Annotated in this window: 15 protein-coding genes; 13 read left to right on the top strand and 2 right to left on the bottom strand. The window is 45.5% G+C overall.

Features of this window, described 5'->3' with window-relative positions; all coding sequences use genetic code 11:
• The first annotated feature begins 85 nt into the window (after positions 1-85).
• The 10 genes from FNY66_RS07595 to FNY66_RS07550 all read left to right on the top strand — a co-directional run bounded on the left by FNY66_RS07595 (position 86) and on the right by FNY66_RS07550 (position 10,358).
• Positions 86-1,381, top strand: a complete 1,296-nt coding sequence (locus FNY66_RS07595) for a hypothetical protein (protein WP_150310762.1) — start codon at positions 86-88, stop codon at positions 1,379-1,381.
• Between the two features lie 18 nt (positions 1,382-1,399).
• On the top strand, positions 1,400-2,548 hold the full coding sequence (locus FNY66_RS07590) for a DUF5104 domain-containing protein (protein WP_150310761.1): 1,149 nt from the start codon (positions 1,400-1,402) through the stop codon (positions 2,546-2,548).
• Entirely contained in the window at positions 2,538-3,014 is a 477-nt protein-coding gene (locus tag FNY66_RS07585) for a hypothetical protein (RefSeq protein ID WP_150310760.1), read from the top strand. Before FNY66_RS07590 ends, FNY66_RS07585 begins: the two co-directional genes overlap by 11 nt.
• A 399-nt stretch (positions 3,015-3,413) precedes the next feature.
• Positions 3,414-4,229, top strand: coding sequence for a hypothetical protein (locus FNY66_RS07580; RefSeq protein WP_150310759.1), 816 nt, complete (start codon positions 3,414-3,416; stop codon positions 4,227-4,229).
• Positions 4,226-4,423: a hypothetical protein gene (locus FNY66_RS07575; RefSeq protein ID WP_150310758.1), complete on the top strand. Its 198-nt coding sequence runs from the start codon at positions 4,226-4,228 to the stop codon at positions 4,421-4,423. The genes FNY66_RS07580 and FNY66_RS07575 overlap by 4 nt, the downstream gene beginning before the upstream one ends.
• Positions 4,420-4,950, top strand: coding sequence for an ankyrin repeat domain-containing protein (locus FNY66_RS07570; RefSeq protein WP_150310757.1), 531 nt, complete (start codon positions 4,420-4,422; stop codon positions 4,948-4,950). The genes FNY66_RS07575 and FNY66_RS07570 overlap by 4 nt, the downstream gene beginning before the upstream one ends.
• 125 nt (positions 4,951-5,075) lie before the next feature.
• On the top strand, positions 5,076-5,582 hold the full coding sequence (locus tag FNY66_RS07565) for a hypothetical protein (protein WP_150310756.1): 507 nt from the start codon (positions 5,076-5,078) through the stop codon (positions 5,580-5,582).
• Positions 5,579-5,770: a DUF5104 domain-containing protein gene (locus FNY66_RS16215; RefSeq protein ID WP_150310808.1), complete on the top strand. Its 192-nt coding sequence runs from the start codon at positions 5,579-5,581 to the stop codon at positions 5,768-5,770. The genes FNY66_RS07565 and FNY66_RS16215 overlap by 4 nt, the downstream gene beginning before the upstream one ends.
• A gap of 161 nt (positions 5,771-5,931) precedes the next feature.
• Complete coding sequence (locus FNY66_RS07555) at positions 5,932-8,205, top strand: hydratase (protein ID WP_150310755.1); 2,274 nt, start codon at positions 5,932-5,934, stop codon at positions 8,203-8,205.
• A gap of 959 nt (positions 8,206-9,164) precedes the next feature.
• Positions 9,165-10,358, top strand: a complete 1,194-nt coding sequence (locus FNY66_RS07550; RefSeq protein WP_150310754.1) for a PD-(D/E)XK nuclease family transposase — start codon at positions 9,165-9,167, stop codon at positions 10,356-10,358.
• A gap of 118 nt (positions 10,359-10,476) precedes the next feature.
• On the opposite strand, the gene glgD is transcribed toward FNY66_RS07550, so the two are convergent.
• Positions 10,477-11,592 (bottom strand): glucose-1-phosphate adenylyltransferase subunit GlgD, encoded by a 1,116-nt coding sequence (gene glgD / locus FNY66_RS07545; RefSeq protein ID WP_150310753.1) that lies wholly within the window; start codon positions 11,590-11,592, stop codon positions 10,477-10,479.
• Positions 11,593-11,594: 2 nt separating this feature from the next.
• Positions 11,595-12,734, bottom strand: coding sequence for a glucose-1-phosphate adenylyltransferase (locus FNY66_RS07540; protein ID WP_150310752.1), 1,140 nt, complete (start codon positions 12,732-12,734; stop codon positions 11,595-11,597).
• Between the two features lie 262 nt (positions 12,735-12,996).
• Here FNY66_RS07540 and FNY66_RS07535 point away from each other — a divergent pair, with 262 nt between their 5' ends.
• Genes FNY66_RS07535 through FNY66_RS07525 form a run of 3 tightly spaced genes read left to right on the top strand, consistent with a single transcriptional unit; the run spans position 12,997 to position 17,135 of the window.
• A complete protein-coding gene (locus FNY66_RS07535; RefSeq protein ID WP_087149783.1) occupies positions 12,997-13,494 on the top strand; it encodes a MarR family winged helix-turn-helix transcriptional regulator in 498 nt (165 codons plus the stop codon).
• Complete coding sequence (locus FNY66_RS07530) at positions 13,487-15,220, top strand: ABC transporter ATP-binding protein (RefSeq protein WP_150310751.1); 1,734 nt, start codon at positions 13,487-13,489, stop codon at positions 15,218-15,220. Before FNY66_RS07535 ends, FNY66_RS07530 begins: the two co-directional genes overlap by 8 nt.
• A complete protein-coding gene (locus FNY66_RS07525) occupies positions 15,213-17,135 on the top strand; it encodes an ABC transporter ATP-binding protein (protein ID WP_087149781.1) in 1,923 nt (640 codons plus the stop codon). Before FNY66_RS07530 ends, FNY66_RS07525 begins: the two co-directional genes overlap by 8 nt.
• Positions 17,136-17,293: the final 158 nt, after the last annotated feature.

Raw genomic sequence — 17,293 nt, 5'->3', positions numbered from 1 at the left:
AATTTCGTAAAATCAGTAACCTTAACATCCTGAATAAGGTATTATTAACAGGAGCAGAGAAATGTGTTTTCAGGGGAATGCGATTATGAGAAAGGTATATAAGTCAGTTTTTGCGGTGGTGACGGCAGCCGTGATACTTACCTGCAGCGCCTGCGCGGTCATTCCGGCAGCAGATCCTGCCGAAGAACCAGATGCTGAAAAAGCATTGACGGAGACGGCAGAGGAGATTAGGATACCGGCTTCGATATTTAGGTTCGCAAATACGGATATCGAAGATAATATGGATGAGTTCGGAGATTACTGTACCGGCGTAAGACGTGACGGGGACGATCTGATCATTGAAGTTACCCCGTCGCAGAAAGAAGAGCTTATGGAGATATACGCCGGTTCCATTGACGATGTGCTGAAAGATATGGCAGAAGAAGAACAGGGATATTATGTGGAGACAGACAAAGACCACAGCTGCTTTGTATATCACTATGATGAGAAGATTGACGGTATTTTAGAGGCGAAGATGCTTTTGATGATCACGACCTCTGATGTTCTGACCGGAATTATGGAAACAGGAAATCCAGACTGGAATGCCCGTGCAAAGATCGTGAACTGCCACACGGGTCTGACTGTAGGTGAAGGCACATTTCCGGACGGGAGCATCACTTTCGGACCTGATGAATGGCAGGCCAGTTATGATGACGGTGCATGGCTCAGAGCCAGACAGGAAGAGGTTATGACTATGGCAGGCCTTACCGGGGCTTATGAGAAATTGACAGATACCCAGAAAGGGATCGTTACTTCTATCGGGCAGATGCTGGACTGGATTGAAGGAAAATACCAGCAGAAATTCCAGTATATATCCTACGCGCCGGGAGACGCGATCGAGCGGGAGCACCTGAAGGTGTATCCGGAACAGGGCGGTGAATCGGATGTTGTGACGGTGTACCGCACCTATGAAAACGGGCTGTACCGGTATGAAGATGATTACGGAGCAATTCTGATGCGTCCTGCGTACGAAGAGCAGGTCCGCACATTTGCAGAGCAGTATCTGCCTTCCGAAGGGATAAAGATTTACACGGAGATAAAGAGTGGAGGCAGCGGCGCGGCAGATGGAGAACCGGTTCTGAACGAGGTATCCGCCGCAACGTATATTTTTATGGACGACGCCCTGTGTTCGGGACAGTACGAGGCGTTTCTGGAGGCTGTGCCGGACTGGCTCGCAGAGAACTGTCAGGGCATGCCGGCGGGGATTTATCTGCGTATGACAGAGTCCGAAGCATGGCAGCAGATCGACAGATCCGGTTATGAGGATAAGCTCCGGGAAGATATTTATACAGGAGAGGCGGAGTGCGCGATCTCCGGAAGCGGGAAAGTGACAGTGTATTAACTGAGAGGAAGAAATATCATGAGGAAGATTTTATTGCTTACGGTATGCTGCGCCCTTGTATGCAGTTTGAGCGGATGCATCGTTTTCAGGAGAGGATCATCCAATGAATATCGCTCTGATGAAGAATTGGCTGATGAAATGATAGAAAACATTATCGATTGCGCAGAAAAGGAAGATGCAAAAGCACTGACAGAATTATTTTCGCAATATGCTGAGGATAGTACGTTAAACTTAGCTGAACAGGCAGAAGAATTCATAGAGTTTTTTCAGGGCCAATGTAAAAGCTGGAAAGGAAATGCAAGTTCACATGAAAAAAGTGAATACGGAAAAACAATCTGGCGGGAATTGAGAGGGCAGTATTCAGTTATTACAGATGAAGCACAATATAAAATAGCATATATTTATATTCCTTTTCACAGAGAAGAACCGGATAAAGCAGGGCTTACTGCAATAGAGATCACTACAGAAGAAACTTTTAACAAGGATTGGTTTCTTTGGAGTCTGGATCAGAAACCGGGAATCTATGTGACAGAAGACAAGGAAGAAAGGTTCTCAGAACAGAGGCTGATCACTCCGGAAGAACTGATCCGGGCGGCAGGACTTACAAAAGAACAGTACCGCGGAGCCGACCTTGAACAGTTTATTGAAGATTTTGCCATCACGGAGGAAGATGTGGATGCGCTCAACATACCTTTACTTCTGGAAGAATACGAACCGGACCGCAAAGACGGGCTGATCGATGTGAGTTATCTCATTGAAGATGACATAGAAAAACGTACGTCTGATTTTACAGAGAATGTATATGCCATTGCTTTTATGGAAAACAAGAATACAAGTACAGAATGTGTATATTACGATCTGCCGGATAGAAAACGATATCAAACGTCGAATGCGTATCTCTTTGATGATCTGTACCAGACAGAGCCAGAGTATTATGCGGACGGACAGCAAATGGTGGAGGCGCTGGATAAGTACGGAGTTTTCAGCTGGGAATCTGGAACAGATGAAGAGGAGATCACAGATCCCCAGTACATGGTACTGGCAGTGGAATATGAGGACGGGACCGTGTTCCGTGTAAAAGCGTCCGGCTTACTGTCGCAGGTGCTGCCGGACGAGTACGATGAAGTGAGAGAAATGCTGTTGTCAGGAGAACACAGTGGAAGTTAGAGAAAAAATGAGTCTTGTTTCAAAGGAGGACGCCATGGATAGAGAATTTGAAGATGAATTTATGGATGCGCAGTCACAGATTATTTCACTATGTGTCGAATTTGCGGGCAATAGGGCTGATAAGGTTTATGCCTATGGCTCCATCGAAGAAAGCAGTATTTCTTTCAATGCATTTTTCAAGATTGACGGTCAGATTAAAACAACAAATAATATAGCTGCCGATACAGACTCGATATGGGATTTCCTGGATCTTGGCGAATCGGATCTGGAGAAGATAAAACAAATATGCATACACTATGGAAAACCTGTCCCCACAGAATTAAAAATGATCTATGACTGTAAAAGTGGTAAAATAGACACGAAATATAAATATGAAAGTATCTGTTCCGCAAAGACAGGGACAGATTCAAGCGAAATTTTTATGAAGTGGTTAGATGAGGTTCTCCAAAGCATATGGAAGAGATAAAGCAGCATTGTGAAAAAGTCATACAGATACTCCGTTCCGATTATAATACGCAGTTACAGTATTCGGGAATAATCAAAAAAATATACGATACTATGTTGCAGATTATATCCTGCGATAATGTCAATGAACTTCCTGATATTCACTGGAACAGCATAGCGCGGTGTTTTGCTGACGAAACGACGGATTATCAAAGTCCTATACTCTTTGAGATAGATAAAATTGCGAAGCTGTCAGAGGGAAAATAATGCCGGAGAGAATGGATTGGAAGATAATAATTCTTGTCGCATGTGCCACTTTTATATATTTTCTTTCGGCGGGATTTTTACCTGACCGCCTGTTTGTAAGTATAGAAGTCGTGAAAGAGGAAGAGAAGATATAGTCTGACTTAAAGGGAAAGTAATGAAGCAGTTGAGAAAAACAGAATGGCGGAGAGGATACCCCATTAAGAAAAACCTGGCGTTGTGTGCATGGGTAATGATGTCGCTCGCAGGCTTCACCGGAATACTGTCGCACCCAGAGAATATTCCGTCGCTGACGGCGTGTGTTCTTGCATTGGCGGGCGCAGTCCTGACGCTGCCGCGCCTGCTCAGATATTACAGAACAACATACCATAGTCTGCCCGCTCTGAACAGGCGGCTTACAAAAGAAGAGCAGGAGGAACTGCTCGAAAACGAAAATTTTGAGACGATCACTGAGTTGAAGACAGAATCACTGCGGTGGACAGATATTGCTGAAAGTGCGCACTGGCTCCGGATCAATGGAAGATATATTCCAAAAGAACTTGTGATCTTAGGAGGGGCTGAAGTAACCGGCAATATAATGAACCGGGACATGACACCGGTGATTTTCCTTTATGCGACCGGTGATATGGTGAAAATTGACCTTGGAGTTCAGGTTAGTGTTCCGAAAATCCGGGAACTTAACGCATATCTCTGGTCCTGTCATCATATTTTCCCAGGACAGGCAGACGGGAAAAAGACAGAAGAACTCAGCAGTATATTCGGGGAGGTTTACACAGATTATCTGAAAGAAAAAGAACCGGAGAAGGAGAGCGGGGTTCTTGCGGATCTTATAGAAGATGCGGGAGAACTGCGGCAGAAATGTATCGAGAGAATGCCGTCATATTTGAAAAAGGTTGACGAAAAAGTATGGTGGACTGAGAAGACAAGAAAGAAGATGGAACAGTGGAAAGCAGACCGGGAGAATACATTATGAGTGAAATAAAGTTTAAAGTCTCTAAAGATGGAAATGAAAAGAAATATATTCCTCTGATCAGAAAAATGCTGAGTCGCTCCCTTTCCGAAATAAGAGAATGCTTAAGTAATAATGGCTATATCGATATATGCAGTCTGGAAAACATAGAGGGGCTGCAGCATATGAATGAGCTGATTGAGGAGGGAGATTTATGAGGATTACAGATATTTTTGATGCGGTAAGAGATGGAACTTATTCGGATTTTTTGAAGTTTTATACAGGAGATCCAAATCTGTTCAATAAGTATACAGGATTAAGTTTGTTTCAATTAGTGTTTGTCAATGACCATAATACAGATGAAAAAATAAAGATGATTCGATTTTTAATATCTGAGGGGGCGGATGTTAACTTTAAAAGTCCAAAAGATCAAAGAAATGCGCTGCATATATTTTACTTTTCGGTATTGAGACCTGATCCACAGTACATGCTAAAAGTAACTCAGCTGCTGGTCGAGGCGGGGGTGGACATAAACGAAAAAGACAAATATGGCGCAATTCCGCTTAAATATGCGATTACCGTTGTAAAGCTGCCGACAGAGACGGCTATGCCGGTATATAAATATTTAATAGATCACGGTTCAAACATCTATGAAAAGGACAGTTTTGGAAAAGCGTGCATTGATTATGCAAAGGAATATTCATGGAGAAATGGTCTTATAAGTTTGATGGAGGACAGAATCTGACAGAGAAAGACGTTCGTGACGCAATAGAGAAGCTGCAGCGTGTTTTACAAACAGAGATTACTTAAAAAAGTATAAATGGAATATCTGGCTGTTTAGATAAAAAGTATGCCGGGAAAGGAAACATCATGGGCAAATCAGGAAGAAAAATAAAAAATCATGAGATCATTCTCTGTATTCTCGTGCTGGCAGTCATAGCAGCCGGTCTGCTGCTGCCTGAGACAGGGAATCTCGTTCTGCTGGATGAATTCTGCGATGTCGCGGTCATATGGATCGTGTGTATCTATGTGATCGTGAGGGTTTTGCGGAACAGGACCGCGCTGCCCTTTTCCGGGAGAGCGGCGGGGGTGGCGGCCGTTATTGTATGTATCGCTGTTGCACTCTGGTTTTCGAAAGACATAGGGCTCGATCTTGCGGCAGGTCCGCAGACGGCCACATTGACAGACATACAGCTGAGTAAGGCGCAGGCGCATACCGGGATTTTCTCGCACCATTATTATCTGACCGGTTCTGATAATAATGGCGTGACGCTCCGGGCAGAGATAACAGGGGAAGAGTATAGCAGGCTGCCGCAGGGCGGGACTGTCACGATCGAGTATTACGAACATACGCGGCGGATCGTGAAGGTGTACTGAAATACCAGGGAAAGGCAGAGGACTATGCAGGAAATGCCAGTCTTCATGAATCAAGCAAATACGGCAGGACAGTCTTCAGTGAATATAAAGCGCACTATTCCCTGACGACTGATCAGGAAGATTATATGGTCGCATTTCAGTATAGAATGCTCGATGCGGATAATCCGGGGATATATGCAACAGAATAAAACAGGTACGAATACAATGGCTTTCAAAAAAGATGTGGTGGCAGATAGCGAAATGTGGTAAAATAGCCCTGTTGAGCATATGTGCTCATGCTGTACGGCTTGTTCACACTGCATGGCACGCTCATACCGCATGAAGTATAAGATTCAAGAAGGAGGATTACATGATCAAATTATATGACGGCGGCGTTTATCTCTTAAACGGCACCGAGATAGTGGAAGATACAGGAAATGTACAGGTTCCCCTCTCAAAGGAAGAAGCTGCGCAGAACACGATGGCATACAGCATCTTAAGTGCGCATAATACTTCCGGTAATATGGAGAATCTGCAGATCAAGTTTGACAAGCTGACGTCCCACGATATTACATTCGTCGGGATCATCCAGACAGCGCGTGCTTCGGGACTCAAGAAATTTCCGATTCCTTACGTTCTGACAAACTGTCACAACAGTCTCTGTGCAGTGGGCGGCACGATCAATGAGGATGACCACATGTTCGGACTGACCTGCGCAAAGAAATACGGCGGCGTCTATGTTCCGCCTCATCAGGCAGTCATCCACCAGTATGCGCGTGAGATGCTGGCAGGCGGCGGAAAGATGATCCTTGGATCTGACAGCCATACACGTTACGGAGCTCTCGGAACCATGGCCATGGGCGAGGGCGGACCGGAGCTCGTTAAGCAGCTTCTTAACAAAACATATGATATCAAGATGCCGGGTGTGATCGCTATCTACCTTGACGGCGAACCGATGAAAGGCGTCGGACCGCAGGATGTGGCTCTTGCTATTATCGGAGCGGTATTTAAAAACGGATATGTAAACAATAAAGTAATGGAATTCGTCGGACCGGGAGTGAAGAAGCTGAGCGCTGACTTCCGTATCGGTATCGACGTTATGACTACAGAGACGACCTGCCTGTCTTCAATCTGGACAACAGATGAGAAGATCGAAGAGTTCTACGAGATCCACGGAAGAAGCGGCGACTATAAAGAGCTTAATCCGGGGGCATGTACATATTATGATGGATGTGTCTATGTGAACTTAAGCGAGATCAAGCCGATGATCGCTATGCCGTTCCACCCGAGCAATGTCTATACGATCGATGAAGTAAATGCAAACTTAAAAGACATCCTTCACGATGTTGAGCAGAAAGCGCTCGTAAGTCTGGACGGTGCGGTAGAGTATTCCCTGCAGGATAAGATCCGCGACGGCAAACTCTATGTAGAGCAGGGCATCATCGCAGGATGTGCGGGCGGCGGATTTGAAAATATCTGCGCGGCAGCAGACATCATCAAGGGACATAATATCGGTTCCGATGCATTTACATTCAGCGTATATCCGGCAAGTATGCCTGTTTATATGGAACTTGTGAAAAACGGCGCGGCAGCTGATCTGATGGAGGCCGGAACTGTTGTGAAGACAGCATTCTGCGGACCGTGCTTCGGCGCAGGGGACACGCCGGCGAACAACGCCTTCTCCATCCGTCACACGACGAGAAACTTCCCGAACCGTGAGGGAAGCAAACTTCAGAGCGGACAGATCTCATCCGTGGCACTTATGGATGCACGTTCGATCGCTGCTACAGCGGCAAATAAAGGTTACCTCACATCAGCGACAGATTTGGATGTAGAGTACAAAGGACAGAAATATCATTTTGACAGCAATATTTACGCAAATCGTGTATTTGACAGCCACGGCGTGGCAGATCCGGATGTGGAGATCCAGTTCGGACCGAATATCAAGGACTGGCCGGAGATGTCCGCACTGCCGGAGAACCTGATCGTCAAAGTCGTATCCGAGATCCACGATCCGGTCACAACGACGGACGAGCTTATCCCGTCAGGAGAGACTTCATCTTATCGTTCCAATCCGCTGGGCCTTGCAGAGTTCGCTCTCTCGAGAAAAGATCCGGCATACGTGGGACGCGCAAAAGAAGTACAGAAAGCACAGAAGGCAATCGAGGCAGGCACATGTCCTCTCGACGCGCTCGAAGAGCTTAAACCGGTAATGGCGACGATCCAGAAGACATATCCGGAAGTCGGTGAGGGAAATATCGGTGTCGGAAGCACGATCTTCGCTGTAAAACCGGGTGACGGTTCCGCCAGAGAGCAGGCGGCTTCCTGCCAGAAAGTCCTTGGCGGCTGGGCGAACATTGCCATCGAGTACGCAACAAAACGTTACCGCTCCAACCTGATCAACTGGGGAATGCTTCCGTTCTTGACAGATGCGGATCATGAGCATCTGCCGTTTAAGAACGGCGACTATATCTTCGTGCCGGATGTGAGAAAGGCAGTAGAGGAGAAGGCAGATGTCATCAAAGCATATGTAGTAGGCGACGACCTCGATGAGATCAACCTGAGACTTGGAGATCTGACAGATGCAGAGAGACAGATCATACTGGACGGATGCCTGATCAATTACTATAAAGCAGAGATGTAAATTTCGATTTCTCGGATTAGGGAAGTGTCCGCCGGGAGGTATGTATTGTTATCGCACACGTTTTCACTCGGTCGCGACGTAGCGGTACATAAGAGTGCAAAAGATGCGCTCTAAGTACCGACGCCGCTCCAACGGTGCGTACACAATACATACCTCCCGGCTGCTTTCTTTCCCCTCCCGAAAATCGAATTTCAACGGAAGAAATAAGACCGGAACTCTCTCGACTACAATCCCTTTTCTACCATTTTTGTAGCTTTCGATTTATGGTACAGGCTCATAATTGAAAAACAGCACAAAGCGGCTCGAATTCGCCTCCACAGATTAACTAATACTATATCAGCCAGAATCCATGAAATCTTAGACAGGAAACTCACGCTTTCATCCTGTTTGTATGAGGATTTTTAGGATTGGCTTGTTAGTCGCTAATCGGTAAACGTCAAATCGGGCGATCACATCCGCACTGATGCACCTTACGCAGAGTGAGAAAAAGGTTGAGAACGGTGACTTTGGAAGGAAATTAGGAAAAGTTAAAAGCAGGGAAATGGTGTTAAGTGAAAAAATGAGGGTGTTTGAGCTTGCGAGTTCGTCATTTTTTCACTTGTCTTTATCCATTTTCCTGCTTTGTTACTTTGAGTTATTTCCTGTAACCGGAGCCGGGCGCAACCTTTTTCTCCCTCTGCGTACACGTGAGTCAGATTAATGTATATTGCTGTATTTCGGACGTTTTCCGTACTATCAGCCAATACGAAAACTCCGAATTTCTATTATTCATTGCATCATATTGTTTTCTCTGGTTGTATATGCTATTCTTTTTTTATTGATAACAGCAGCGCTCTTGCTGCTATATCGTTCATGCCTTTTTGGCTTCTCATTTTCGGATGTTCCGGATCGGAGCAGCATACCCGATGATGAATGTAACTTGAACATTAAGTGATTCAAAAAATAATGGAGGAAAGTGTATGGTAAATGTATTAAAACAGTATTTCCCTATGATTCGGAGCCGGGGAGAGGTGCTCAAGGATATTTCCGGAAATGAGCGCCTGTGGGAACTCTATTTAAGCTGGAAAGAAGAACAGCAGAAGGAATTCCTTGATTTCTGTACAGGTATAAAAGGTGTTAAGATTTTGTATGACTCATTTTTTAAAGAGGTCATGGACCCGGACAGTGCGCCGGAACGTCTGGAAGAGCTTCTTTCTCTCATACTGGATCAGAATGTGAAAATTTTGACTGTACTTCCGAATGACTCCACGCGTATTGCAGATGAAAGCTCCCTTGTTATCATGGATATTGTAATTGAGCTGGCAGATCACAGTGTAGCAAATGTTGAGGTACAGAAGCTGGGATATATGTTCCCAGGGCAGCGGAGCGCCTGTTACTCTGCGGATTTGCTGCTGCGGCAATACAAAAGAGTAAAAAGTGAAAAAGGCAAAGCATTCAGCTATCGTGATATCAAAAAGGTGTATACAATTATTTTTTATGAGCACAGTCCAAAAGAATTTCGATGCTGTCCGGAGTGCTATCTCCATCGGGCCGCGCAAAGAGCAAACACTGGTATCAGGATTGATCTTCTTCAGGAATACGCTTTCATTCCGCTTGACATCTTCCACTCTATTCTGCAAAATAAAGGTATCAGAAACAAGCTGGAGGCGTGGCTGACATTTCTCAGCGCGGATTCTCCTGAGCTGATCGGTCAGCTTATACAGGAATATCCGCAGTTTAAAAAATATTACGAGGAAATATACACGCTGTGCACAAATGTAGAGAAGGTGATGGGCATGTTTTCCAAGGAATTACAGCAGTTGGATAAGAATACCGTACAGTATATGATCGATGAGATGCAGGATGAGCTTGATGCTAAACTGAAAGAGTTACAAGAATCGGAGGAAAGACTGGAAGAGCAGAAAGGGAAGCTGGAAGAACAACGTGGAAAGATAGAAGAGCAGAAAGGGAAACTGGAAGAACAACGTGGAAAGATAGAAGAGCAGAAAGGGAAGCTGGAAGAACAGCGAGGAAAGATAGAAGAGCAGCAGGATCTGATAGCAAAGCAGAATGCGCAGCTTCTTGAAAAGGATGCGGACCTGCAGGCGAGTCAGGAAGAGATACGCCGGCTGAAAGCACTGCTCTGCGGGATGGAGGAGAATAGAAAGAAATAAAGCGAACGGTGAGAGCTGCGTAAGCAGCAAAGCAAAAAAGCTGTTATAAATCAATCAGGTATTATTTACTGATGATTTATAACAGCCTTTTATTTATCTGTGATTGACTGGTGATTATTTACAGTGTGTCACCGCGTTTGATATAGCCTGGCTTCTCTGGAGAAGCGATGATTCTCTTTCCACGAATGAGTTTTGCGTGTTTATCAACCATCATGTTCTCTACGTGAACGTCTTTGCCGATTACAACGTCAGCAGAAATGACGCAGTTTTTAACGACAGCGCCCGGTTTGATGACGCAGCCTCTTCCGATGATTGAGTTCTCGATTTCGCCGTCGATCAGACAGCCGTTGGAAATTACGGAAGAAGTAACTTTGCTGTCGGCAAAATATTGTGTCGGACAGGAGTCGTTTGTGCGGGTATATACCGGCCACTCGTCATCAAACAGATTCATAGCGTTTTTCAGATCGATCAGAGACATATTAGCATCATAGTAGCTCTTGAAGTCTGTGATCGCTGCAAAAAATCCTCTGTGCGGAACAGCACGAATGTCGAGCTCTTCGCATTCCTCATCAAGGATATCGGCAAATGTATACATGGAAGATGTTTTGTGAGCTTTATTTACCAGCTCAAGGAAAAGTTCCTTTGTCATTACATACGTATCCATGGAAATGTTCCTGTTCTTTGCATTTCCGCGGTTTGGTTCGATAGAAAGAACACCTTTCTGTTTGTTGATGTTGAGCGTGTCGCAGCTTAAAAATGCTTCTTTTGCATTATCAACAGAATGATACATCATGGAGATATCAGCGCCTGATTCTACATGTGCATCGATAAATTCGCTGTAGTCCGCAGTATAGATCATATAACTCGGTGCAATGACTACATATGGCTGAGACATGCGCTCGATGCAGTCAAGATTATCAATGTAAGCTGCGATATCTGTACTGTAGATATTGCCGATCTGGCCCTCTTCAGCGTACATTATGCTGAGTTTCCCACGCTTGGAGTTAATGTTATAGTGGCGTCCGGTTCCGAGATGTTCGGTCAGAGAACGCGGTTTCCTGCGTACATAAACCTGAATATTATCGATTCCGCTGTTGCTCATATTAGAGATTGGGAAGTCGATGATGCGATATCTGCCGAGGAAGGAGAAAGCTCCTACCGGACGGTACTCCTGAAGACCATCTACATGGATGTGATTTCCGGCAAAATTAACAATTCCAAATGCCTTATTCATACTTATTCATCCCCCTTTACACGTTTTGCGACAAGTTCGATATTTTCGCTGTCAGCACTGCCGACAACGGCATTCTTACCGATCTTGATACCGTCAGCTACAAGGGCGCGTGTTACAACCGCTCCTTCTGCTACCTCGGCACCCGGCATCAGTACACTGTCAATGACTTTGGCTCCTGCTGCGACTTTGGCATCGGTAAACAGTACGGAGTTCTTGACTTCTCCGTCAACAACACATCCCTGAGTGATAAATGCGCGGTCGATCACTGCATCGGCTCCAATATACTGAGGAAGTGCAGTCACATCTTCTGTATAAATCTTCCATGAGGAGTCGTTAAGATCCAGTCCGTTGTTCTTGTTGAGCAGATCCATATTCGCCTCCCAGAGGGAATCAATTGTTCCTACATCTTTCCAGTAACCTTTATACTTGTAAGCAAATACATTCTTACCTTCGTTCAGGAGGGTCGGAATGATATCCTTTCCGAAGTCATGAGAAGAATCCGGATCTTTCATGTCTGAAAGAAGCATCTTTCTGAGAGTCTTCCAGTTGAAGATATAGATACCCATTGATGCAAGATTGCTCTTCGGATGTTCCGGCTTCTCTTCAAATTCAACGATACGGCCTGTCTCATCCGTGTTCATGATACCGAAGCGGCTGGCTTCTTTCATCGGAACTTCGATGACAGCGATAGTTGCGTCTGACTGGCACTCTTTGTGATATGCAAGCATCTTTGCATAATTCATCTTATAAATATGGTCGCCGGAAAGAATCAGCAGATATTCCGGTGAATATGTATCAATAAAATCGATATTCTGGGAGATCGCGTCAGCGGTTCCTCTGTATACATCCAGATCCGCGTCGGATTTCTCACGGGGCGGAAGAACATATACGCCGCTGTCTTTTGCATCGAGGCCCCAGCGGCGTCCCGCTGCGACGTAGCTGTTCAGAAGAACAGATTCATACTGGGTTAAAACGCCTACAACATCAATACCACTATTCGCGCAGTTACTTAGTGGGAAATCAATGATGCGGTATTTCCCGCCATATGAAACAGCCGGTTTAGCCACTTTTTTCGTCAGATCATGCAGACGTGAACCGCGGCCGCCAGCTAAAATCATAGCTAACATGTTATTTTGCTTCATAATGAGCCCTCTCTTTCATTCTTACTGTTTTCTATTATACATATTTTTTTGGTACATTTCTACACTTCTTACCTATAATTTAAAAGAATTTCGTTAAATAAATATACGGAATGATAATGGAATGTAAAATCTGCCATTTTTTTGACGAAAGTAGTTTTTTCGAGCAGAAAATTTTAAGGATTGACAATAAAAAAATAACCGCATATACTATATTGTTAGTAACCGAACAAATTTTTGATTCCGGAAAGGATGTGGGACAGTAATGTGCAGCAGGGAGACTCCTGAAACAGGTGAAAACAGCCATGATGTAGGCAGACTGATCAATACACTGTCACATCAGCTCAAACGGCAGATGTGTATTCGGGAAGAGGAAGACAGTCTGACGACTAATATGCAGAGGCTTGTGCTGCATTATATCCTGTTTCAGTCAATGAAAGGGGATATTTACCAGAAGGATGTGGAAAAAGAATTCCAGATCCGCAGATCTACGGCCACAGGTACGCTTCAGATTCTGGAGAAGAACGGCTTTATCAGGAGAGAGCCGGTAAAGCAGGATGCGCGCCTTAAGAAGCTTGTACCTACGGATAAGGCAAAAGGAGTACGCCAGCATATTCTCGGGAATATCCGTTATATAGAAGAACTTCTTGCACGGGGAATCCCGGAGGAAAAGCTTGCTGTCTGCAGGGACGTACTGGAAAAGATGTCTGAGAATTTGTCGGTAGACGAAAAAAGGAGAGAGGAGATAACAGACCATGAATAGAAAATTACTTCGTTCCGTCAGGGAATATAAACGTGAATCTTTTCTGACCCCGGTGCTGGTCTGTCTTGAAGTGCTGATGGAAGTCCTGATTCCGCTTCTGATGGCGAATATCATCGATGTCGGAATCGCGAACGGTGATATGGGCTACATCATCCGGACAGGAGTACTGCTCGTCGTAATGGCGATGCTTGCACTTGTATTCGGTGCGAAGGCGGGACAGATGGGCGCAATTGCATCTTCGGGATATGCGAAGAATCTGCGCCATGATATTTTTTACAAGATACAGGATTTTTCATTTGGAAATATTGACCACTTTTCAACATCAAGCCTTGTGACGAGGATGACGACGGATATTACAAACGTACAGATGGCGTATATGTTTACGATCCGTCTCCTTGCCAGGGCGCCGATCATGATTATCCTGTCGTTGATCATGACGTTGACGATCAGTGTAAAGATCGCGGTCATTATGCTGATTACAGTGCCGATTCTCGGCGGAGCGCTGATCGCTATCGCGAAGATGGCTCATCCTCATTTCGTTCAGGTGTTTGACGAGTACGATGTGCTTAACAATACAGTCCAGGAAAATGTAAATGCCGCCAGAGTTGTAAAAGCGTATGTACGTGCTGATCATGAGGTTGAGAAGTTCGGCAGAGTATCCACGCTTGTATTTAAGCTTTTCACAAAAGCTGAGAAAATCGTGGCATGGAACTCACCGATCATGCAGTTTACAGTGTATGCTGTAGTTATTATTATGGTGCTGATCGGCGGTGAGAGCATCATTACAGGAACAATGCAGACCGGAGAACTGACCAGTGTTATTGTGTATGCACTTCAGATTCTCATGTCATTGATGATGGTGACTTTCGTATTTACTATGATCATGATCGCTGAGGCGTCGACAGACCGTATCACTGAGGTGCTCGATGAAGTGCCGGAGATGGAAGATGCAGCTGATGCTGTCAGGGAAGTGCCGAATGGTGACATTGATTTCGAGCATGTGAACTTCAGCTATGCTGGAGAGGGCGGCAATCTCTCTCTTAAAGATGTGGACTTACATATCAAGAGCGGCCAGATCGTGGGTATCATCGGTGGTACGGGAAGTGCCAAGTCTACGCTTGTGCAGCTTATCCCGAGACTTTATGATGTCACCGGCGGATCCGTAAAAGTCGGTGGTGTGGATGTACGTAATTACAGCCTGGAAGCGTTGAGGGATCAGGTGTCCATGGTACTTCAGAAAAACGTGCTCTTTACGGGAAGTATTTATGAAAATATCCGCTGGGGGGATGAGAATGCAAGTGATGAGGAAGTGCAGAGAGTCTGCAGGCTGGCTCAGGCTGATGGATTTATCCAGGAGTTCCCGGCGGGATATGATACGATGATCGTTGAAGGAGGAAACAATGTATCCGGCGGTCAGAAACAGAGACTTTGTATCGCAAGAGCGCTCCTCAAGAAACCGAAGATCCTGATTCTTGATGACTCTACAAGCGCTGTAGACACAAGGACTGACGCGCTGATACGCCAGGCGTTCCGCGAGGAAATCCCGGATACAACGAAGATCATCATTGCGCAGAGGATTTCTTCCGTTGAAGATGCGGATATGATCATTGTCATGGATAATGGAAAAATCAACGGAATAGGTACATCAGAAGAACTTCTTAAGACAAATGATATTTACAGGGAAGTATATGAATCACAGGTGAAAGGAGGTGCTGTAGATGAGTGATCAGAATAACAGCAGCAATGTCCAGCAGCGGGCAGGCGGCGGTCCGGCGGTTACTAAAGGTACGATCAAGACGGCAAAACGGCTTCTCGGCTACGTCGTAAGCACTTATAAGATACAGTTTATCATTGTACTGATATGTATCCTTATGAGTTCGGTTGCCTCAATCTCTGTATCTCTGTCACTGAAGTTTCTGCTGGATGATTTCATTATCCCGCTGATCGGACAGAAGAACCCGGATTATACAGAGCTGTATACAGCTCTGACTGTGCTGGGAACTATCTTCCTCTTAGGCGTGATCTCGACATTTATATACAGCCGGATGATGGTAGTGATCGGACAGGGTGTGTTGAAACGGGTTCGTGATGAGATGTTCGAACACATGCAGACACTGCCGATCCGGTATTTTGACCAGAATACGAATGGCTCTATCATGAGTCTTTACACGAATGATACAGATACTCTCCGTCAGATGATCAATCAGTCTATTCCGCAGGTGCTGATGTCGGCATTTACGATCGTGGTTACATTTATTTCCATGCTCGTTCTGAGTCCGATTCTGACAGTACTTGCCGTTCTGATGATTATTGTCATGATTCTCGTGTCCAAGATTGTGACCGGAAACAGTGGAAAGTACTTTATCCGTCAGCAGCTTGACCTGGCGGACATTACCGGATTTGTTGAAGAGCGTATGAACGGGCAGAGAGTTATTAAGGTATTTAATCACGAGAAAATCTCTAAACAGGAGTTTGACGAACTCAACGAGCGGCTTTTTACAAGTGCTTCAAATGCTCACACATTTGCAAGTATGATGGGGCCGATCATCGGTAATCTCGGAAACCTTCAGTTTGTGCTCACCGCGGTATTTGGAGGATTCCTTTCCGTGGCGGGAATTGGAAATATTACGCTGGGAGTCATGGCTTCTTATCTGCAGTTTACGAAGAGCTTTACTCAGCCGTTCATGCAGGTTGCCCAGCAGTTCAACTCTATCATTATGGCACTGGCCGGAGCAGAACGTATTTTCAGAATGATGGATGAGCCGGCAGAAGTAGATGACGGATATGTGACACTTGTAAATGCAAGGAGAAATCCGGACGGCAGTCTGACAGAGTGTGAGGAGCGTACCGGCCTGTGGGCCTGGAAACATCCGCATCAGGCAGACGGCACGATCACATATCAGGAGCTCAAAGGTGATGTACGTTTCTACGATATGACATTCGGATATACACCGGATCATATGGTGCTCCATGATTTGACACTGTATGCGAAACCGGGACAGAAACTGGCGTTTGTAGGATCTACCGGAGCAGGTAAGACAACGATCACTAACCTGATCAACCGCTTCTACGACGTGGCTGACGGTAAGATCCGGTATGATGATATTAATATCAACAAGATTAAGAAAGCAGATCTGAGAAGATCGCTCGGTATCGTTCTTCAGGATACACATCTGTTCACCGGAACGATCAAGGAGAACATCCGCTACGGCAAGCTTGATGCGACAGACGAAGAAGTTGTAAATGCAGCAAAACTCGCTCACGCAGACGGATTTATCCGTATGCTGCCGAACGGTTATGATACACATCTGAGCGGAGACGGAGAAGAACTCTCCCAGGGACAGAGACAGCTCCTCGCAATCGCAAGGGCAGCTATCGCAGATCCGCCGGTACTGATCCTTGATGAGGCAACATCGTCTATCGATACAAGAACCGAGAGCATCGTACAGAAAGGTATGGATAATCTGATGAAAGGGCGTACCGTATTTGTCATCGCCCACAGACTATCCACCATCCGCAACAGCGATGCGATCATGGTACTCGAACACGGACGCATCATCGAAAGAGGAACACATGAAGAACTCCTCAAACTCAAAGGAACATACTATCAGTTATACACAGGAAAATTAGAGCTTTCGTGATGGCTACAAGCCGTGCGGAAAAAGGGAAGAGAACCCCGCAGAAGAGCGCTTGCATTCTTCTGCGGGGTTCTCTTCCCTTTTTCCATAGGGCGCCAGCCCGCGACTGAGATGGAGCGGAGCGAAATCGAAGTTGTGCACGGCGGAAGCTAGGCCGGTAA

The organism is Mediterraneibacter catenae, assembly GCF_008691045.1.
Classification (GTDB): domain Bacteria; phylum Bacillota; class Clostridia; order Lachnospirales; family Lachnospiraceae; genus Mediterraneibacter; species Mediterraneibacter ornithocaccae.
Note: the sequence above shows the minus strand (reverse complement) of the source record. Positions and strands in the feature narration are given on the sequence as shown.